Genomic DNA, 20562 nt, shown 5'->3' on the forward strand with positions numbered 1-20562 from the left:
GGGCCAACACTGATTGTTCACTAGCTTAGCCTTTTGCCAGCAACCGGTGAAAGCTTTGCCGAGCCCTTGGCATCAGTTGGCAACAAAAGTGCCTTCGGGGTCGCCGGTGGCGAAATAGCGGGCCTTCTGAGGGCGCAAGTCAGGTAGAATGCGCGCCCGGTTTTTGGAGAAGAACATGACCCTGCTCAAATTCAGCGATGTGTCCCTTGCTTTCGGCGCCATGCCGTTGTTGGACAAGGTGTCCTGGCAGATCGCCCGTGGTGAGCGGGTGTGCATCATCGGCCGTAACGGTACTGGCAAATCCAGCATGATGAAGCTGGTCAAGGGCGATCAGAAGCCCGACGACGGCTCCGTATGGCGCGCACCCGGTCTGAAGATCGGCGAATTGCCCCAGGAATTGCCTGTGGCCGACGAGCGGACCGTGTTCGACGTGGTTGCCCAGGGCCTGGACGGTGTTGGCGAGCTGCTGGCCCAGTACCACCATCTGAGCCAGAACATCGTCACCGACGCCGATCTGGAAAAACTGATGCACGTCCAGCACGACCTCGAAGCCCGTGACGGCTGGCGCCTGCAGCAACTGGTGGACAGCACCCTGAGCCGCCTCCAGCTGCCCGCCGACAAGACCCTCGCCGAGTTGTCCGGTGGCTGGCGGCGTCGCGTGCTGTTGGCGCAGGCCCTGGTATCCGAGCCGGATCTGCTGCTCCTCGACGAGCCGACCAACCACCTGGACATCGGCGCCATTGCCTGGCTGGAAGAGGCGCTGAAGGATTTCCAGGGCGCCGTCCTCTTTATTACCCACGACCGTTCCTTCCTGCAGAACCTGGCCACCCGCATCCTCGAACTGGACCGCGGTGGCCTGATCGACTGGAACGGCGACTACGCCAGCTTCCTGGTACACAAGGAAGCCATGTTGGCGGCTGAAGAGACCGCCAACGCACTGTTCGACAAACGTCTGGCCCAGGAAGAAGTGTGGATTCGCCAGGGCATCAAGGCCCGGCGTACCCGTAACGAGGGGCGTGTGCGGGCCCTCAAGGCGCTGCGCGTGGAGCGTAGCGAACGTCGCGAGCGTACCGGCAAGGCCAATATCCAGCTGGAAACCGCCGACAAGTCCGGCAAACAGGTGATGGTGCTGGAGAATGTCAGCTTCGCTCACCCGGACGGCCCGTTCCTGGTCAAGGACTTCTCCATGGTCCTGCAGCGCGGCGACCGCATTGGCCTTCTGGGCGCCAACGGCACCGGCAAGACCACGTTGCTCAAGCTGATGCTCGGCGGCCTGGTGCCTAGCAGCGGCAAGGTGGAAGAGGGGACGCGGATCGACGTGGCCTACTTCGACCAGTTGCGCCATCAGTTGGACCTGGAAAAGACCGTGATCGACAACGTTGCCGAAGGTCGTGACTTCATCGAGATCGATGGGCAGAGTCGTCACGTCCTCAGCTACCTCGGTGACTTCCTGTTCAGCCCGCAACGTGCTCGTACGCCGGTCAAGGCATTGTCTGGCGGTGAGCGTGCCCGGTTGTTGTTGGCGAAGCTGTTCAGCAAGCCGGCCAACCTGCTGGTCCTCGACGAACCGACCAACGACCTTGATGTGGAAACCCTCGAGCTGCTGGAAGAGGTGTTGCTGACCTTCCAGGGCACCGTGCTGATGGTCAGCCACGACCGGGCCTTCCTCGACAACGTGGTGACCAGCACCCTGGTCTTTGAGGGTGAAGGCAAGGTTCGCGAGTACGTTGGCGGTTATCAGGACTGGCTGCGCCAGGGCGGCTCGCCGCGGTTGCTGGGGGTTACCGAGAACAAGTCCGGCAAGGCCGAACTGAATTCCGCCGTGGTTGCGCCGGTGCAAGCCGCAGCGCCAGCCCCTGTGCAGGACGCTCCGGCGAAGAAGAAGCTCAGCTACAAATTGCAGCGTGAGCTTGAGGCGTTGCCGGGGCAGATCGATGCCATGGAGCAACAGATCGCCGGGGTCGAGGCGGAAATGGCCGATGCCGGCTTCTATCAGCGCCCGGCGGCTGAAACCGCTGCGGTCATTGCCCGGTTGGAGCAGTTGAATGCCGAGCTGGAGCAGATGGTCGAGCGCTGGGCCGAACTGGATGCCTGAGTGACTGGCGAGTGATAAAAAAGCCCGACTTCAGCGTCGGGCTTTTTTTCGCAGCAGTTACCGGTTTGGCAGCTGTCGGGCGAGGGCTTAGCGTTTGGCCAGGTGCACAGCCAGCACGTCACACGGTGCGCCGTGCAGGACGTCATTGGCGGTGGAGCCCAGCAGCAGGGCCAGGCCATGACGGCCGTGGCTGCCCACCACAATCAGGTCGCATTCCTGTTCCTTGGCCAGATGGTGTATTTCCTGGCGCGGCTGTCCATAAGTCAGGTGACTGTATTCCTTGGTCAGCTCTGGGTACTTGTGGATCAGTCGATCCAGGCGTTCCTTGGCTTGGTCGAACTGTTGCTGCTGCAGTTGCGAAAGATCCATGGGCACGTCACCGCCGAAGGCCATGGCCATCGGTTCGACGATGTGCACCAGGGACAGCTTGGCCCCATTGCTCACCGACAGCTCGCGAGCGCGGTGGATAACAGGATCGCACTCTTCGGTTAAATCTACGGCGACCAGAATATGGTGGTAGGACATGAGGCGCTCCTCCTGAGGATTGCAATAGTTTCAAGTATGGCTGGTTTCAAGCGGGTTGGTTTCACCCAGGCCCCGCTCATCAAAAAATCGAGAGTACTGATATGACGGTCTGGATAGTGGTGTCAATCCTTGCGGTGGTTCTGAGCCCGTTGGCGTGGCTGCGGCCCTCGCGCCGCCAGAGCGGCTTGATCGCCTTGCGCATGGAGGCGCGGCGCATGGGGTTGGCCATGCAACTGGCACCCCAGGAATGGCCGCATTGGCTGGGTCAGGAGCCGCCCAATCCTTGCCCGCAATACCACCGGCCGAGGCGCAGCGCACAATCGGCCTGCTGGAGTTACTGGCAGATAGCCCCCGGGAGCTGGGTCAATCAGTGGCGTGAGCCCTGTGTCGATGAGTCGCTGCTCCAGCATCTGCAGACCTTGCCGCCAGGGGTCTTCAAGGTTGAAGCGGACAAGCAGCTGATTGCCCTGTACTGGAGCGAGCGCGGCGAGGTCAGTGTTCTGCAGGATATCGCCTCGGTGCTCAAGGCCTTGGCCTGAAGCCATGGATGAGGGCACCCGCCGCAATCGTGGGTGTTTGGCAATAAAAAGCCCGACTCAGCATCGGGCGGGATGGCCAGGCAGGCCGGTAATCTTGTTTGAGCCACTCTCGGGTGGCTTCTTGCTGTCTGGGCTGTGCCCCTATTCGATAAAAACTTTCTGATCTTTTCTTCAGATATATCCCCAGCTTAGTCGTTATCGTTCCCTGTGGGCGGACGATTTAGGGCGATTTTTCTAAATATTGATCCTATGAATGGCGATGAATGCAGGGTCGTGTTGATCGTCCGGGGAGCAGTGAAGTGACCGCAAAGTCGCGTTTCAAACAGCGTTTTGTACGATTGACAATTGTCGGATTTTCCCTGAATGTGGCGTACCCAAATCAAACGGGCGTATGAAATGAGCGTTTGCATCGCAGGCGGCTCTATACAGAATCCCGACTATCGCGTTGGCGGGTGTGCCTGGCGGATTGGCGTTAGCATCGACGGTGACGTTAGTGCCAAGCCAGAAGTCAGCGTCCGACGTGTACTGTTCAGCTTCCATATCGTGGAGATCAGTTGATGATTTACGAAGGTAAAGCCATCACGGTTAAGGCTCTTGAAAGTGGCATCGTCGAATTGAATTTCGACCTCAAGGGTGAGTCCGTCAACAAGTTCAACCGTCTAACCCTGAATGAATTGCGTCAGGCTGTTGACACCATCAAGGCAGATGCTTCGATCAAGGGCGTGATCGTCAGCAGTGGCAAGGACGTGTTCATCGTCGGCGCCGACATCACCGAGTTTGTCGACAACTTCAAGCTGCCGGATGCCGAGCTGGTGGCTGGCAACCTCGAAGCCAACAAGATCTTCAGCGATTTCGAAGACCTCAACGTGCCGACCGTTGCCGCGATCAATGGCATCGCCCTGGGCGGTGGTCTGGAAATGTGCCTGGCCGCGGATTACCGCGTCATGGCTGCCAGTGCCAAGATCGGCCTGCCGGAAGTCAAGCTGGGCATCTACCCGGGCTTCGGCGGTACCGTGCGTCTGCCGCGCATCATCGGTGCCGACAACGCCATCGAGTGGATCGCTGCTGGCAAGGAAAACCGTGCTGAAGACGCGCTGAAAGTCGGTGCCGTCGATGCTGTGGTTGCTCCCGATAAACTCAAGGATGCCGCTCTGGCCCTGGCCAAGCGCGCCATTTCCGGCGAGTTCGACTACAAGGCAAAGCGTCAGCCTAAGTTGGAAAAGCTCAAGCTCAACGCCATTGAGCAGATGATGGCTTTCGAAACCGCCAAAGGTTTCGTTGCCGGCCAGGCGGGTCCGAACTACCCGGCGCCGGTGGAAGCGATCAAGACCATTCAGAAAGCCGCCAACTTTGGCCGCGACAAGGCTCTGGAAGTAGAAGCCGCCGGCTTCGTCAAACTGGCCAAGACCTCTGCCGCACAGAGCCTGATCGGTCTGTTCCTGAACGATCAGGAGCTGAAGAAAAAGGCCAAGGCCTACGACGAGATCGCCAAGGACGTGAAGCAGGCTGCCGTGCTGGGCGCCGGCATCATGGGCGGCGGTATCGCCTATCAGTCTGCCTCCAAGGGCACGCCGATCCTGATGAAGGACATCAACGAGCACGGTATCGAGCAGGGTCTGGCAGAAGCCGCGAAACTGCTGGTAGGCCGCGTTGATAAAGGCCGCATGACCGCAGCGAAGATGGCCGAAGTGCTCAATGGCATTCGTCCGACCCTGTCCTACGGTGATTTCGGCAACGTCGACCTGGTGGTCGAAGCCGTAGTCGAGAACCCCAAGGTCAAGCAGATCGTGCTGGCTGAAGTGGAAGGTCAGGTCAAGGAAGACACCATCCTGGCGTCCAACACCTCGACCATTTCCATCAGCCTGCTGGCCAAGGCCCTCAAGCGTCCGGAAAATTTCGTCGGCATGCACTTCTTCAACCCGGTGCACATGATGCCGTTGGTTGAAGTGATCCGTGGCGAGAAGTCCAGCGAACTGGCGGTAGCGACCACCGTTGCCTACGCCAAGAAAATGGGCAAGAACCCGATCGTGGTCAACGACTGCCCAGGCTTTTTGGTCAACCGCGTACTGTTCCCGTACTTCGGCGGTTTCGCCAAGCTGGTCAGTGCCGGTGTGGATTTTGTGCGCATCGACAAGATCATGGAAAAATTCGGCTGGCCAATGGGCCCGGCGTACCTGATGGACGTGGTCGGCATCGACACCGGTCACCACGGGCGTGACGTGATGGCTGAAGGCTTCCCGGATCGCATGAAGGATGATCGTCGTTCGGCCGTGGACGTGCTCTACGAAGCCAAGCGCCTGGGCCAGAAGAACGGCAAAGGTTTCTACGCCTACGAGACCGACAAGAAGGGCAAGCAGAAGAAGGTTGCCGATCCATCGGTGCTGGAAGTGCTCAAGCCAATCGTCTACGAACAGCGTGAAGTCAGCGACGAAGACATCATCAACTGGATGATGATCCCGCTGTGCCTGGAAACCGTTCGTTGCCTGGAAGACGGCATCGTTGAAACCGCTGCCGAAGCTGACATGGGCCTGGTCTACGGTATTGGTTTCCCTCCATTCCGTGGCGGTGCGCTGCGCTACATCGATTCCATCGGTGTTGCCGAGTTCGTTGCCCTGGCCGACCAGTACGCCGATCTGGGCGCGCTGTACCACCCGACCGCGAAGCTGCGTGAAATGGCCAAGAACGGCCAGAGCTTCTTCGGTTAAGCGCCCACACTAGAGCGAGAGTGAACATATGAGCTTGAATCCTAGAGACGTCGTGATTGTCGACTTCGGTCGTACTCCGATGGGCCGCTCCAAGGGCGGCATGCACCGCAACACCCGCGCCGAAGACATGTCGGCGCACCTGATCAGCAAACTGCTGGAACGCAACAGCAAGGTCGACCCGGCGGAAGTCGAGGACGTGATCTGGGGCTGCGTCAACCAGACCCTGGAGCAGGGCTGGAACATCGCGCGCATGGCGTCGCTGATGACCCAGATCCCGCACACCTCGGCTGGCCAGACCGTCAGCCGGCTGTGTGGCTCGTCCATGAGTGCCCTGCACACTGCTGCGCAAGCGATCATGACCGGCAACGGTGACGTGTTCGTGGTCGGCGGCGTCGAGCACATGGGGCACGTGAGCATGATGCACGGTGTCGATCCGAACCCGCACATGTCCCTGTACGCGGCCAAAGCCTCGGGCATGATGGGCCTGACCGCCGAGATGCTGGGCAAGATGCACGGCATCACCCGTGAGCAGCAGGACGCCTTCGGCGTGCGTTCCCACCAGCTCGCCCACAAGGCGACTGTGGAAGGCAAGTTCAAGGATGAGATCATCCCGATGCAGGGCTACGACGAGAACGGTTTCCTGAAACTGTTCGATTACGACGAAACCATCCGTCCCGAGACCACCCTAGAGAGCCTGGCGGCCCTGAAGCCGGCGTTCAACCCTAAAGGTGGTACCGTGACTGCCGGTACTTCGTCGCAGATCACCGACGGCGCCTCGTGCATGATCGTGATGTCGGCCCAGCGTGCCCAGGATCTGGGCATCCAGCCGCTGGCAGTGATCCGTTCCATGGCGGTGGCGGGTGTGGATCCGGCCATCATGGGCTATGGTCCAGTACCGGCCACGCAGAAAGCCCTGAAGCGCGCGGGCCTGGGCATCAACGATATCGACTTCTTCGAGCTCAACGAAGCTTTCGCCGCACAGGCCCTGCCAGTGCTGAAAGATTTGAAAGTGCTCGACAAGATGAACGAGAAGGTTAACCTGCACGGCGGCGCGATCGCCTTGGGTCACCCATTCGGATGCTCCGGTGCGCGTATCTCCGGGACCCTGCTCAACGTCATGAAGCAGAATGGCGGCACCTTCGGTGTGTCCACCATGTGCATCGGCCTTGGCCAGGGCATCTCGACCGTCTTCGAACGCGTTTAAGCGTTGGGTTGATGGAAGCCGGGGCCCTGTGCCCCGGTTTTTGTTTTTCTGTAGATTTATTTGTTTTTATTTTGAAAAGAATTGCACGAGGGCCAGAGCATGCAGTTACAACCCGGGCTCTATCAGCATTACAAGGGGCCGCAGTACCGCGTTTTCAGCGTGGCGCGGCACTCGGAAACGGAAGAAGAAGTGGTGTTTTACCAAGCCCTGTATGGGGATTACGGCTTTTGGGTACGCCCCTTGAGCATGTTCCTGGAGTCGGTCGAAGTTGACGGCGAGCAGGTCCCACGCTTTGCTTTGGTGCAGGCCGAACCCAGTCTTTTTTCACCGGCTTGAGCGCAGGTCGCGCAGTACCCTGCGCTTGACCTCACCTTGTTGCCACTATATATAGCGGGGCCGCGTCAGGCGCCAACCGCCTTTCACTTCTCGAATTCAGGAATTTTCTGATCCATGGGCAAATCGCTGGTCATTGTGGAATCCCCGGCTAAGGCCAAGACCATCAACAAGTACTTGGGCAACCAATACGTGGTGAAGTCGAGTATCGGCCATATCCGAGACCTGCCCACCAGCGGTTCGGCGAGTGCCGCCAAAGAGCCAGCCGCCAAGCGTGGCAAGGCCACTGCGGGCGAAGCCCCGGCCTTGTCGCCGAAGGAAAAAGCGCGCAAGCAGCTGGTGTCACGCATGGGCGTCGACCCCGAGCACGGCTGGAAGGCCAAGTACGAAATCCTTCCTGGCAAGGAAAAGGTCATTGAAGAGCTGCGCCGCCTTGCCAAGGATGCCGACACCATCTATCTCGCAACGGACTTGGACCGCGAAGGGGAAGCCATCGCCTGGCACCTGCGGGAAGCCATCGGCGGTGACGACAGCCGCTACAAGCGCGTGGTGTTCAACGAAATCACCAAGAAGGCAATCCAGGAAGCCTTCTCCCAGCCGGGCGAGCTGGATATTCATCGGGTCAACGCCCAACAGGCTCGTCGCTTCCTCGATCGTGTGGTGGGCTACATGGTCTCGCCGCTGCTGTGGGCGAAGATTGCCCGTGGCCTGTCTGCCGGCCGCGTGCAGTCGGTTGCGGTGAAGCTGGTGGTGGAGCGTGAGCGTGAGATTCGTGCCTTCATCCCTGAAGAATACTGGGAAGTACACGCCGACCTGGGCACAGCCAAGGGCTCGAATGTGCGTTTTGAAGTAGCCCGTGAAAACGGCGAGGCCTTCAAACCGCTCAATGAAACACAGGCGATGGCTGCCCTGGAGAAGCTCAAGGCTTCGGCCTACAGTGTCGCCAAGCGTGAAGACAAGCCCACCAGCAGCAAGCCGTCGGCGCCTTTCATTACGTCTACCCTGCAGCAGGCCGCGAGCAATCGCCTGGGCTTCGGGGTGAAGAAGACCATGATGATGGCCCAGCGTCTGTATGAGGCTGGTTACATCACCTATATGCGTACCGACTCCACCAACCTCTCGGCTGATGCCGTGGCGATGGCGCGGACCTATATCGAAGATGAGTTCGGCAATAAGTACCTGCCGGCCTCGCCTAACGTCTACAGCAGCAAGGAAGGGGCTCAGGAGGCGCACGAAGCGATTCGTCCGTCCGACGTGAATACCCATCCAAGCAAGCTGTCGGGCATGGAACGTGACGCTGAGCGCCTCTACGAGCTGATCTGGCGCCAGTTCGTCGCCTGCCAGATGCTGCCGGCGCAATACTTGTCCACCACCGTCAGCGTCGCTGCTGGTGACTTCGAGCTGCGCGCCAAGGGCCGCATCCTCAAGTTCGACGGTTACACCCGGGTCATGCCGCAGATCAGCAAGCCGGGAGACGACGACGTATTGCCGGACATGGCTCAGGGCGAAGTGCTGAAGTTGATCAAGCTCGACCCGAGCCAGCACTTCACCAAACCGCCGGCGCGTTACTCCGAAGCCAGCCTGGTGAAGGAAATGGAAAAACGCGGTATTGGCCGTCCTTCGACCTATGCGGCAATCATTTCCACTATCCAGGATCGCGGTTACGTGACCTTGCACAACCGTCGTTTCTATTCGGAAAAGATGGGCGATATCGTCACTGAGCGTCTCTCCGAGAGCTTCTCCAACCTGATGGACTACGGCTTCACTGCCGGTATGGAAGAGAACCTCGATGACGTGGCTCAAGGCGAGCGCGACTGGAAAAACGTCCTTGACGAGTTCTATGGCGACTTCAAGAAGAAGCTCGAAGTGGCCGAGGGCGCTGAAACCGGCATGCGTGCCAATCAGCCGGTGATGACCGATATTCCGTGCCAGACCTGTGGTCGGCCGATGCAGATTCGTACCGCCTCCACTGGCGTGTTCCTGGGGTGCTCGGGTTACAGCCTGCCACCCAAAGAGCGTTGCAAGGCCACCGTCAACCTGGTGCCGGGCGACGAGATCGCTGCGGACGACGAGGGTGAATCTGAATCCCTGGTACTGCGCGGCAAGCACCGTTGCCCGATCTGCAGTACGGCGATGGATGCTTACCTGCTGGATGAGAAGCGCAAGCTGCACATCTGCGGTAACAATCCGGATTGCGCCGGCTACGAGATCGAAGAGGGCAGCTACCGGATCAAGGGCTATGAAGGTCCGAGCCTGGAATGTGACAAGTGCGGCAGCGAGATGCAGCTCAAGACAGGTCGTTTCGGCAAGTTCTTCGGTTGCACCAACCCGACCTGCAAGAACACCCGCAAGCTGCTGAAAAGCGGTGATGCGGCGCCGCCGAAGATGGACCCGGTGAAGATGCCTGAGCTGAAATGCGAGAAGGTCAACGACACCTACATCCTGCGCGACGGTGCTTCGGGCCTGTTCCTGGCTGCCAGCCAGTTCCCGAAGAACCGCGAGACCCGTGCACCGCTGGTGCTGGAGCTGATCCCGCACAAGGATGAGATCGATCCGAAGTATCACTTCCTCTGCGAAGCGCCGAAGAAGGACCCGGATGGTCGTCCAGCCGTGGTGCGCTACAGCCGCAAGACCAAGGAGCAGTACGTGCAGACCGAGGTCGATGGCAAGCCTACCGGCTGGCGTGCCTTCTACGATGGTGGCACTTGGAAGGTCGAAGACAAGCGCTAAGCGACTGTCGTGCTGGGGGACTTGTTTTCTGGCACATCGATGAAAAAGGCCGCATGACATCTTCGGGTGTCATGCGGCCTTTCTTTTGTCTTGCGGCAAGTTGGAGTGATCCTTGAAACTGTGCCATCCGCATCCGGTTCTCTTCCTATAGTGGAGGCTGCCTATATGGCCCACGAGCTCTATACCCGTACCAATCAGAAGATCTACTTTGCCGGCTTGTCCCTGGAAGCCCTGGGTCGGGCTGAAGAGGGGCGGGCGATGAACGCCCAGGCGCTGGTCCAGGCCGGGCGCGAGTCGGTGTTGTTTCATCTCTATGGAGCCTTGCTGGGGCTTTGTCACGAGATTGCCGGCTTCTACCGCTTGCCCCAGGCCAATGCTCCCCGGGTCGAGCAGATCCTCAATCGTGAAGTGCTGCAGAGCATTGCCATTCCCGAACTGGCGGAATTGGTGGAACTGGCGCATAGCCCGCAAACCTGGCTGGCGCAATTGTTGTCCGCTTACGGGGAGCTGTTCCAGCCGCCGCGTGCGCCGCACAAGCCCAAGGGGGACGTGACTCAGCCGCTGATTGTGGCGGTCAACCTGAATGAAGAGGAGTCGGAAGAGGAGTTGAGTCGTGAAGAGCTGGAAAGCTGGCGACAAAACCTCAAGGCCCTGGCCATTCGCTTTCGTGACGGCTTGAACGAGTGTTGAACCTTAGCGTCGCTTGATGCGCGGCGCGTTTAATTGATCAAGGAAGATTCATGTTGTTCTTCTTGCGTGACCAGGCGCTGGTTCGCCTGCTGAGCGATTGCCAGATGCGAGTCATCAACGCTCAGTCCAAGACGGATCTGCTGGAAGTGCTCGACCGGCTGGAGATATTCCCCGGCGGCCTGGAATTCGATCATGTGCAATCAATAACGCTCTTGGTGCTGGCGTTTGCCGCGCTCGCGGCTGGGTTGTTGATGGATGGCATGGGCGGGATGTTCTGGGTGTTTGTGGCTCTTTGTTTCTTCAGCTACCGGGTCAGCAAAGGCGTCTCTGGGACGTTGACGGATCTGGCGGCGAGCATTACCCGCAAGTGCATGATGTTGGGCAACGATTTGAGCGAACTCGACAGTAGCGCTGACTGGCGCCTGAAGAGACTGGACAACGAGTTCACCGATTACCAGCGGGGCAGCGAGAGTGAGCGGCGCCGTATCCTGGACTCGCTCCAGGGGGTGTATCGAGGAGAGTGGCATTCGCTGGCATTCGAGTATCACCATCTACGATATGTGATCTCCAGTCGCGAGCGCGGGGCCAGCGGAGACTTCAGGACGGTTTACACGAACTACCACCGCTACAGTCTGGTGGTGGATTTTCCTTGGGTGAGGGAGATTGCGGTTCGATCCAGTCCCTTGGAAATACAGCTGTCGGGACAGCCCTTCAAGACCGACCGCGACGATTTCAATCAAACCTTTGTGCTGCGCGGCATGGACTCGGCCCTTTGCGAGCACTTCGCCAGGCCTGCGACGCTGGATTTGTTGATGGAGCTTTCGCGTCAGCTCCATGGGGTCAATCTGGAGTTCTCCAGCCAGGGACGGCTCTGCCTGAGCTTCAACAATGAAGACACCATGGCTTATGTCGATCCGGGGTTGTTGAGTGATCTGGCGGTCTTTCGTGAGCGGATCGAGGCTGGCATCGAGTTGCCGAAGTTGTATCCGTTGTTGGGGCTGATAGAGCGGCTGGCCCAGCAGCACGACGGTCATGTTGTTCCTGCTAGCGTTCCACAGGCTGCTGAACCCGGCGAATTGATCAAGGAAAAGTGATGCAGTTTCTCAAGCATGATGCCGAGCTGGTCCGGTTGTTGGCCAACTGCGATTCGGAAGTTGCGCGCGCCAGGTCCAACGAGGATCTGCTGAAGGTCATCGACAAGCTCCGTACCTTCAAGGGGGGGGTGGCGTTCGATCATGCCCAGCCCCTGGTGCTGTTGATGCTGGCTATTGCTGCGGCCGTGCCTGCGATGGCCGGTGTGATCCCGATGGTGTTTGTTGCGGCGTGCCTGGGTTTTGCCAGTCTGTACATCTGGATGAGCCGTAAGGCAGCCTTTGACGAGCTGCCGAAGAAGATAGCTCGTAAGTGTTCGTTCCTCAGTAATGGTCTGTGGGACCCGGGTGGATCAGCTGATGAGCGTTTCAGTCAGCTGAGTGATGAGTTTGACGACTATGACCGTGGCAATGACAGTCGTCGCATCGAGGCTTCGGCCAAGGGAACCTATCAGGGAGCTCGGCATGAGCTGTCTTTTGTCTTTCACCACCTGCGTTATGTGAACTCTCATATCAAGAACAAATCCGATGGCGAGTCCGAGCGGGTGTACGAGAGCTTCGATCGCTTCAGCCTGGTAGTGGACTTCCCCTGGGTGAAGGGCGTGGCAGTGCGCAGCAATCTCCCGGATAAGAAAGTTGCCAAGCGCAAGGTTTTCGAGACCACCTTCGATGACTTCAACAGGACTTTCATGTTTTGTGGCGATAGCGAGCTGGCCTGCGCGAGGTTCGCAACGCCCACCACCCTGGTTTTCTTGCTGAGTCTTTGCCAGCGGCTGAAGAACGTGAATCTGGAGTTTTCCAGCCAGGGCCACTTGTGCCTGAGCTTCGATGATGCCGAAGTCATGGCCTATCAGGACCCGGGAACCCTAGAGGATCTGCCGGGCTTCTACGCAAAGATCGAGAAGGGGCTGAAATTGCCGAACCTGTTTCCGGTTCTGGCCCTTGTGCACGAGTTGGCGGAGTTGCAGGACAACAATTTCGAGCTTCCGCTGACAGTCACTGATGATATGGAGCAGTAGGTTATGGAGTTGTTGCTAGTCATTGCGATTGTCTTGGGTGTTCTTGCCTATGTGCATTACAACAAGATCGTCGGTGCATATAACCGTGTGCAGCGGGCCTGGTCGGATGTGCTGACCTACCAGAGGCAGAAGATCAAGGTGCTGGATGTGCTTGAGCCGCAAGTGGCCGGTTTTCAGGCTTATGAGAGCCAGTTGCTGGAGAAAATAGTCGGGCTCCGTGGCGCTATCGCCAGCTTGCCGTCTGTGGCGGATGGCGATGCGCTGAAGTCGGTGGATCAGGGTACCAAGGCGTTGCTGGGAGGGTTGAATCTGGCGTTTGAAGCCTATCCTGAGCTCAAGTCCGCTGGGCTGATGAACAACTTGATGCGTGAAGTTGCCGAGCAGGAAAGCAATGTCAGCGGCGCCATTACACTGTTCAATCTGAATGTGGAGCATTTCAATAACAGCATTCAGTTGTTTCCCGGCTCGCTGGTCAATCGGTTGACCCTGAGAAAGTCACGGGTCACGCCGTTTTCCGACAGCCAGGCGTCGGCGGGTTTTGAATACAAGCCGAATTTCTGAGGGGCTCTGCTGCGCCTCTGTGGCAGGTTCGGGTTAGCGTTCATCGGGTGGAGAAGGGAAGGGGAGCGTCGAGCAGTAGCCGCTGCCATGCAAGATCCTGAGCGAGGCTGGGGTTATGACTGATATAATCCCCGCCTTTCGTGGAGACCAGACCTTTATGCCAACGTCCTTTCTAGAAATTGTCGAATTGCCAGACGGCCGTATCGAGCTGCGCAGAGCTGAGGACGAGGGTTCTCTGGTTACTTTGGATTTCTCCGAGGATGCCAAAGCCTTTTTGCAAGGTCAGCATGTGGAAGTGGCCAAGGCCATGTTGAGCGTCGGCGTGCAGATGGCCGGACGCCTGGTTGAAGGTGAAATCGATAAAGAAGACGGTCCACGGGTTCTCCACTAAGCCCGTTTATCGGTTTTCTTCCGGTTATTCGTCATATTTATTTCGGCTTCTCAATCCTGGAGAAGCCTCGCGTCATTCAAGCGCATTTACAGCGACTTCCCGGTGTTTATCCCAGGCGAATATTCAGGCTTTGCGCATCACCCGTGCGTGCGGCGCTGATCAGTTGTTGCCGGGCGCTGCCGCTTAGCGGGTTCAGCCAACTGACCACGGTATGGCTGCGGCCCAGTCGTAAGGCTTCACAGGCCAGCTGCTGCGGGCTTTGATTGCCCCGTGGATGCAGCAGCAGGATGCGCTCGCGATTCAGTCCAGCCTCTCGCAACCAGCTCTGGGTCAGGCTGGATGGAGGGGCGATCAGGGTCAGCCAGCGAGCGTCCTGATCCTGGCTCAGCTCCCTGAGAATGGGGGCCAGAAGGTTCAGGCAGTTCCCGGTGGCGCCGCGTAACGACAGTTCACTGAAGGCTTCTGGATCTTTGTTCCAGGGCGATTCGACTGCTTCCTTGAGTACAGGCGCCAGTGGCTGGGCCAGGAACGCTTCGAACAGTGGCAGTTGTGCTTGCTGTGGTGTCTGGGGGAACTGCATGGAGCCTCCTTTAGCGGCGAATGACGCCGACACTCAAGCCTTCGATCACCAGGTCCTGATCTTTCAGGTTGACTTCGATGGGGGCAAATTCCGGATTCTCGGCGATCAGCCAGACTTTGCTGCCTTCGCGTTTGAAGCGTTTGACCGTTACCTCGTCGCCGATCCGTGCGACTACAACCTGGCCATTGCGGGCTTCGCGGGTGGTGTGCACCGCGAGCAGGTCGCCGTCGAAGATGCCGATGTCCTTCATGCTCATGCCTTGGACCCGAAGCAGGTAGTCGGCGCGAGGGTGAAAGAAGGTCGGATTGATGTTGCAGGACTCTTCGATGTGCTGCTGGGCCAGAATGGGGGCGCCGGCGGCAACACGACCAATGATGGGCAGCGAGTCGTCGGTTTTGGCTTCGAAGCCGGGGATACGGATGCCGCGAGAGGCTCCCGGAGTCATCTCGATGGCGCCTTTGCGGGCCAGGGCTTTGAGGTGTTCTTCGGCGGCGTTGGGCGACTTGAAGCCCAGCTCCTGGGCAATCTCGGCGCGTGTGGGGGGATACCCGTTGTCTTCAAGGCAGCGTTTGATAAAAGCCAGAATCTCAGCTTGGCGTGGCGTCAGTTTTAGCATGTCGATCGCTCTGTCTTTTTATACAGTGACTGGGATTATATACAGTGAACGTCACTTGGCAATCCTCCTTTTTCCCGGGTCGGCCGGGCGGTCGTCATCCTGATGGTGGAATCCGTCGCCGATGCCTGGCTACAGAGGTCGGCAGGTATGATTAAATAGCGCGCCGAACGGTCTCTGCAGAGGCTGGCAGGCTTGACATTGCAGAGCCTGAAACGTATGTTTCAAACAAGTGTTTGTCAGGCGGAGTAGCCATGGCCCAGTCGGAAACCGTTGAACGCATTCTCGATGCTGCCGAGCAGTTGTTCGCGGAAAAAGGTTTTGCCGAAACCTCGTTGCGGCTGATCACCAGCAAGGCCGGGGTCAACCTGGCGGCAGTCAACTATCATTTCGGTTCCAAGAAGGCGTTGATCCAGGCAGTGTTCTCGCGCTTTCTTGGGCCTTTCTGCATCAGTCTTGATCGCGAGCTGGAGCGGCGTCAGTCAAAACCGGACAGCAAGCCGAGTCTTGAGGAACTGTTGGAAATCCTCGTCGAGCAGGCGCTGGTGGTGCAGCCTCGTAGCGGCAACGACCTGTCGATTTTCATGCGTCTGCTGGGACTGGCCTTTAGTCAGAGCCAGGGCCATTTGCGGCGTTATCTGGAAGACATGTACGGCAAAGTATTCCGCCGCTATATGTTGCTGGTTAACGAAGCAGCGCCGCGTATTCCTCCCATCGAATTGTTCTGGCGTGTGCACTTCATGCTGGGTGCTGCGGCCTTCAGCATGTCCGGGATCAAGGCGCTGCGCGCCATCGCCGAGACTGATTTCGGGGTCAATACCTCCATCGAGCAGGTGATGCGGCTGATGGTGCCGTTCCTCGCTGCCGGCATGCGTGCCGAAACCGGGGTCACGGACGAAGCCATGGCTAGCGCTCAGCTCAAGCCGCGTAGCAAGTCGGCCCCGGCAGTCGCCAAGGCTTGACCTCACGGGTGGGCGCGACAGCTTACATCCGCTAAGCTAGCCGCCCATGCCGATTCTCGTTTTTACCCCCTGTGCTTTCCTCTCGTCGATGTCGATCGGTTCGGTCGTGCCCATCGCGGATGCGGCCCTGCCTGCGTCTCCAGGAAGCCATCGTTGATGGCGCGCGCATTTGTGTTTAAGGAAATTTTATGACCGTTGGCCTGCAAGGCTCCTTGATGGTGGACGTCGCCGGTACCTGGCTGACGGCTGAAGATCGCCAACTCCTGCGTCAGCCGGAAGTGGGTGGATTGATCATCTTTGCTCGCAATATCGAGCATCCGCGCCAGGTGCGCGAGCTCAGTGCGGCGATCCGCGCCATCCGTCCAGACCTGCTGTTGGCGGTGGATCAGGAAGGCGGCCGGGTGCAGCGGCTACGCCAGGGCTTTGTTCGTCTGCCGGCCATGCGCGCACTCGCGGACAACCCGAATGCCGAGTACCTGGCTGAACAGTGTGGCTGGATCATGGCCACTGAAGTGCTGGCGGTGGGGCTGGATCTGAGCTTCGCTCCGGTCCTGGACCTTGATCATCAGCGTAGTGCGGTGGTGGGCAGTCGGGCTTTCGAGGGGAATCCGGAGCGCGCGGCGCTGTTGGCCGGGGCCTTTATCCGCGGTATGAACAGCGCCGGGATGGCGGCCACGGGCAAGCATTTCCCCGGACATGGCTGGGCCGAGGCCGATTCCCATGTAGCGATCCCCAACGACGAGCGCAGCCTGGATGAGATTCGCGCCAAGGACCTGCTGCCGTTCGCTCGTCTGAGCAAGCAGCTGGCGGCAGTGATGCCGGCTCATGTGATCTACCTGCAAGTCGACCCCCAGCCGGCCGGTTTCTCTCGGCGCTGGTTGCAGGACATCCTGCGCGGCGAACTGCAATTTGACGGGGTGATCTTCAGTGATGACTTGTCCATGGCCGGCGCTCATGTGGTGGGGGATGCCGCGAGCCGGATCGAAGCTGCTCTTGGCGCCGGTTGTGACATGGGCCTGGTGTGTAATGACCGTGCTGCGGCCGAGTTGGCATTGAGCGCGGCTCAACGCCTTAAAGTGCAGCCGTCGCCGCGCATTGCACGGATGCGTGGCCAGGCGTTTGCCAATGTCGAGTACAAGCAGGACCCTCGCTGGCTCAAGGCCCTGGAGGCGTTGAGGGCTGCCCAGTTGATTGACTGAGGACGCCTGACTAAATGGGCGCCAGGAGCAACTCCCGGGTGCCCACATTGGGTCAGCGGCCGGCTTTCTTGTCCGGCAGCGGGGCGAACAGGGCTTCGATGTCTTCGCTCTGCAGCTTCCAGTCGCCGGCCTTGCGCCCGTCCAGCACGCCTGCCGCCAGGTCCGACTTCTCTTGTTGCAGGAGCTGGATCTTCTCCTCCACGGTGCCCCGGGCAATCAGCTTGTAGACGAACACCGGTTTTTCCTGGCCGATGCGGTAGGCACGGTCGGTGGCCTGGCTCTCGGTCGCCGGGTTCCACCATGGATCGTAGTGGATCACGGTGTCGGCCTCGGTGAGGTTGAGACCTACGCCGCCGGCTTTGAGGCTGATCAAAAAGATCTGCAGCTTGCCGCTCTGGAAATCCCGCACTGGCGTGCGCCGGTCCCGGGTCTGGCCGGTGAGCAGGGCGTAGGCGATTTTGCGTCGTTTGAGCTCGGCTTCGATCAGGCTCAGCATCGAGGTGAACTGCGAAAATAGCAGAATGCGCCGGCCTTCTTCGAACAGCTCCTCAAGCATCTCCATCAGGCTGTCGAGTTTGCCCGACGAGCTGCCCCGTGCCGGGGGCGAGTCGTTGACCAGGCGCAGGTCGCAGCACACCTGGCGCAGCTTGAGCAGGGCTTCGAGGATAATGATCTGGCTGCGCGCCACGCCTTTGCGAGTGATCTCGTCGCGGACTTTCTTGTCCATGGCCAGGCGCATGGTTTCGTAGACATCACGTTGCGCCTCGTTGAGCTCGACCCAATGGATGATCTCGGTCTTGGGCGGCAACTCGGTGGCCACCTGCTCTTTGGTACGGCGTAGCAGGAAGGGTTTGATCCGGCCGTTGAGGTGCTGCAGGCGCACTTCGCTGGCGTGCTTTTCGATGGGCACTCGGTAGTCGCGGTTGAAGCTCTTGGCGTCGCCGAGCCAGCCCGGCAACAGGAAGTGGAATAGCGACCAGAGTTCACCCAGATGGTTTTCCAGGGGCGTGCCGGAGAGGCACAGACGCTGTCGGGCATTAAGCTCCCGCGCGGCCTGGGCAGCCTTGCTCGACGGATTCTTGATGTATTGAGCCTCATCCAGAATCAGCATGTGCAAGGGCTGGGCTGCCAGCAGCTCGACGTCCTTGGGCAGCAATGCGTAGGTGGTCAGCAACAGGTCGTATTCGGCCAACTGCTTGAAGTGTTTTTTGCGCCCGGCACCATGCAGTGCCAGCACCTTGAGCTGGGGAGTGAAGTGCGCCGCTTCGTCCAGCCAATTGGGAATCAGGCTGGTGGGCATGACCACCATGCAAGGGCGGTCCAGGCGGCCGGCGTTTTTCTCACTGAGGATATGCGCCAGGGTCTGCAGGGTTTTGCCCAGGCCCATGTCATCGGCGAGGATGCCGCCCACTTCCAGTTGGCGCAGGGACTGCATCCAGCTCAAGCCTTCCTGCTGATAGGGGCGCAGGGTGGCATTCAACCCCTCCGGTACCGGCGCCGAGTAGTCCTTGATGTCGCGCAGGCGCTGGGCAAATGTGCGGATATGTTCACCGCCTTCCCAGAGCAGCGGCAGGTCCTGCAGTGGGTTCAGGCGTGTGGCATCGGCGCTGCTCAGGCGCAGGGTGGTTTCTCCGGGCTCCTGCAGATAGAACTCCCCCAGGGTTGCCAGCACCGGTTTCAGGCGGCCGTAGGGCAGTGCCACTTGCAGCGGGCCGTGCAAGGAGTTGGGTCGGTTGGGAATGTTCACCAGGATCAACTCGTCGTCACGGCGCCTGGCCAGGCGCTCCGGGTTGAGGATCTCGGTGTGGGAGCGCATCAGGTTGAGCAGGATCGGCAGCAGGCTCAGACGCTCGCCATTGACGATGATCCCCAGCTCCAGGTCGAACCAGTCGCGCCCAGGGGCTTCGTCGACACTGGCGTACCAGTCGTCCACGGCGGTCAGGTCGAAGCCGAAGCCTTCGTCGATCTGCAGCTCCCAGTTCCGGTTGCGCAGCTTGGGCAGCTCATTGAGGGTGAAGGTCAGCCAGGCGCTGTCGTTGACCATCTCGAACAACTCGCCGGCGCTTTCCGGTAATGCCTTGCTCTGCCGAGTGGCGATCTTGAAACCCAGGTTTCGCAGCTGTTCGCGCCAGCCTTGTTCCAGCTCAGGGTGGCGCTTTATGCGCAGGGTCTGATGTTCCTGGCGGATGATCACATCGGCATTCTTCTGGCCGCTGACGTACTCGCCCATGTAGTTGAATGACAGTGCGGCACGGTGCTGGATATAGCGTTGCATCTTGCCGTTGCGTGGTTCGAAGGCGCTGAATTCGATGCTTGCCAGCCACAGGCGCGGTACGGGTTGAACATCATCCAGCAAGTGCTGTGGCAGGGCGGCGGGGCGGCGGCTGTCGAGGACGGCGGAGAGCTTTTCCAGCAGTTCGGCATCCTTGGCTGCGGCGGGGAAGGCCAGGGTTTCTTCCACTTGCAGCAGCACGGCGGCGATGTGTTTGCAGTTGCTGCGGACCGGGCAGGTGCAATGGGCGTCGATCAGCAGCAGGTTGCCCTTGCTCGATTCCCGCAGGCTGATGTTCTGCCGATAGACATTGCCTCCGGAGCCTTCGCAACTGGCGATGATAGCGCTGTCTCCAGCGGTAACGATGCGTACACGTCTTTCCAGGGTGTAGCGCCGGCCGCGCTCCAAGGTTTGTTCCTTGAAGCGATTGACCCAGGATGGGGCCAGGGGTTTGGTCAGGGGCGGGGTCATAGGGACTTCGATCAGTCCGGTATTTCAGTTGGAGCAGGGCGAGGTGCCGGTGCGGTGAGCGAGGTGATCTTGATCAGCAGCGCCAGATGGCCGTTATCCAGGTAGTTGAGCTGACCGTTCTTGGTGTGACTTTGCTGCTTCAGGCGCTCGCTACGGGTCACCAGGCCATTGCTGTCGATCTGGTTGATCCAGAAATCCGCGTCCACATCAGTGAAGCGCCCGAGCTTGAGGTTCAGGGTGCCTTCGATGGGGAACTGGCCGAATTGTTCCGGCCCGTCGCTGAGGGCCACCTTGACCGGGGTTTCCCCCAGGGTCTGCTGCCAGGCCTTGTGCAGCAGCACGCTGTAGTTGCCGCTGGCATTGAGCTTCTCGACGATCCCGCCCAGGGATGGGGTGCGCTGGCTGTCCGGGCTCAGATGTTGAGCGCCGGTGGCCCAGTCTTCCGGGGCGGCACGGCTGAGGATCTGCGGCTCGGCGTTCTGCCGGACAAGGATCATTTCCACCTGATACAGGTCGTCGGCAAACGCCATCGGCGCGACCAGAGTCAGGAGCAGGGTCAGGGAGCGGAACAGGCGCATGGGG

Annotated in this window: 18 protein-coding genes; 13 read left to right on the forward strand and 5 right to left on the reverse strand. The window is 59.5% G+C overall.

Features of this window, described 5'->3' with window-relative positions; all coding sequences use genetic code 11:
- Positions 1-175 precede the first annotated feature (175 nt).
- On the forward strand, positions 176-2095 hold the full coding sequence (locus tag P7C00_RS10535) for an ATP-binding cassette domain-containing protein (RefSeq protein ID WP_404938874.1): 1920 nt from the start codon (positions 176-178) through the stop codon (positions 2093-2095).
- A gap of 87 nt (positions 2096-2182) precedes the next feature.
- Here the strand turns inward: P7C00_RS10535 and P7C00_RS10540 are convergent, their stop codons facing one another.
- Positions 2183-2620 carry a universal stress protein gene (locus tag P7C00_RS10540; RefSeq protein ID WP_123724037.1) on the reverse strand — a complete coding sequence of 146 codons (438 nt, stop codon included), beginning with the start codon at positions 2618-2620 and terminating at the stop codon, positions 2183-2185.
- 101 nt (positions 2621-2721) lie between these two features.
- Between P7C00_RS10540 and P7C00_RS10545 the strand changes: the two genes are divergently transcribed.
- The 10 genes from P7C00_RS10545 (at position 2722) to P7C00_RS10590 (ending at position 13883) form a co-directional block, all read left to right on the forward strand.
- Positions 2722-3159, forward strand: coding sequence for a hypothetical protein (locus P7C00_RS10545; protein ID WP_346631788.1), 438 nt, complete (start codon positions 2722-2724; stop codon positions 3157-3159).
- A 557-nt stretch (positions 3160-3716) separates the two neighbouring features.
- Positions 3717-5864, forward strand: a complete 2148-nt coding sequence (gene fadB / locus P7C00_RS10550; RefSeq protein ID WP_404938876.1) for a fatty acid oxidation complex subunit alpha FadB — start codon at positions 3717-3719, stop codon at positions 5862-5864.
- A gap of 28 nt (positions 5865-5892) precedes the next feature.
- On the forward strand, positions 5893-7068 hold the full coding sequence (gene fadA, locus P7C00_RS10555; RefSeq protein WP_346631786.1) for an acetyl-CoA C-acyltransferase FadA: 1176 nt from the start codon (positions 5893-5895) through the stop codon (positions 7066-7068).
- Positions 7069-7167: 99 nt separating this feature from the next.
- Entirely contained in the window at positions 7168-7404 is a 237-nt protein-coding gene (locus tag P7C00_RS10560; RefSeq protein WP_019093731.1) for a DUF1653 domain-containing protein, read from the forward strand.
- A 114-nt stretch (positions 7405-7518) separates the two neighbouring features.
- On the forward strand, positions 7519-10131 hold the full coding sequence (gene topA, locus P7C00_RS10565; RefSeq protein ID WP_404938878.1) for a type I DNA topoisomerase: 2613 nt from the start codon (positions 7519-7521) through the stop codon (positions 10129-10131).
- Between the two features lie 165 nt (positions 10132-10296).
- Positions 10297-10821: a DUF6586 family protein gene (locus tag P7C00_RS10570; RefSeq protein ID WP_346631785.1), complete on the forward strand. Its 525-nt coding sequence runs from the start codon at positions 10297-10299 to the stop codon at positions 10819-10821.
- Positions 10822-10871: 50 nt separating this feature from the next.
- Positions 10872-11915: a hypothetical protein gene (locus tag P7C00_RS10575; RefSeq protein ID WP_404938880.1), complete on the forward strand. Its 1044-nt coding sequence runs from the start codon at positions 10872-10874 to the stop codon at positions 11913-11915.
- The gene (locus P7C00_RS10580) at positions 11915-12931 is read left to right on the forward strand and encodes a hypothetical protein (protein WP_404938882.1); all 1017 of its coding nucleotides are present in this window, start codon (positions 11915-11917) and stop codon (positions 12929-12931) included. The genes P7C00_RS10575 and P7C00_RS10580 overlap by 1 nt, the downstream gene beginning before the upstream one ends.
- 3 nt (positions 12932-12934) lie before the next feature.
- Complete coding sequence (locus tag P7C00_RS10585) at positions 12935-13492, forward strand: LemA family protein (protein WP_346631782.1); 558 nt, start codon at positions 12935-12937, stop codon at positions 13490-13492.
- A gap of 157 nt (positions 13493-13649) precedes the next feature.
- On the forward strand, positions 13650-13883 hold the full coding sequence (locus tag P7C00_RS10590) for a hypothetical protein (protein ID WP_011060267.1): 234 nt from the start codon (positions 13650-13652) through the stop codon (positions 13881-13883).
- A gap of 106 nt (positions 13884-13989) precedes the next feature.
- Here the strand turns inward: P7C00_RS10590 and sulA are convergent, their stop codons facing one another.
- The gene (gene sulA, locus P7C00_RS10595; RefSeq protein ID WP_346631781.1) at positions 13990-14463 is read right to left on the reverse strand and encodes an SOS-induced cell division inhibitor SulA; all 474 of its coding nucleotides are present in this window, start codon (positions 14461-14463) and stop codon (positions 13990-13992) included.
- 10 nt (positions 14464-14473) lie between these two features.
- Positions 14474-15079, reverse strand: a complete 606-nt coding sequence (gene lexA / locus P7C00_RS10600; RefSeq protein WP_123724029.1) for a transcriptional repressor LexA — start codon at positions 15077-15079, stop codon at positions 14474-14476.
- Between the two features lie 251 nt (positions 15080-15330).
- Here lexA and P7C00_RS10605 point away from each other — a divergent pair, with 251 nt between their 5' ends.
- A complete protein-coding gene (locus P7C00_RS10605; protein WP_016967101.1) occupies positions 15331-16038 on the forward strand; it encodes a TetR/AcrR family transcriptional regulator in 708 nt (235 codons plus the stop codon).
- A 200-nt stretch (positions 16039-16238) separates the two neighbouring features.
- On the forward strand, positions 16239-17237 hold the full coding sequence (gene nagZ / locus P7C00_RS10610; RefSeq protein ID WP_404939947.1) for a beta-N-acetylhexosaminidase: 999 nt from the start codon (positions 16239-16241) through the stop codon (positions 17235-17237).
- A gap of 52 nt (positions 17238-17289) precedes the next feature.
- Here nagZ and P7C00_RS10615 read toward each other — a convergent pair whose 3' ends face one another.
- Together P7C00_RS10615 and P7C00_RS10620 are read right to left on the reverse strand one after the other, a co-directional pair.
- Positions 17290-19980, reverse strand: a complete 2691-nt coding sequence (locus tag P7C00_RS10615; RefSeq protein WP_404938884.1) for an SNF2-related protein — start codon at positions 19978-19980, stop codon at positions 17290-17292.
- Positions 19981-19991: 11 nt separating this feature from the next.
- Positions 19992-20558, reverse strand: a complete 567-nt coding sequence (locus P7C00_RS10620; RefSeq protein ID WP_346631779.1) for a CsiV family protein — start codon at positions 20556-20558, stop codon at positions 19992-19994.
- Between the last annotated feature and the right edge of the window lie 4 nt (positions 20559-20562).

The sequence above is a fragment of the Pseudomonas sp. JDS08PS003 genome (assembly GCF_045013505.1).
Taxonomy (GTDB): domain Bacteria; phylum Pseudomonadota; class Gammaproteobacteria; order Pseudomonadales; family Pseudomonadaceae; genus Aquipseudomonas; species Aquipseudomonas protegens_B.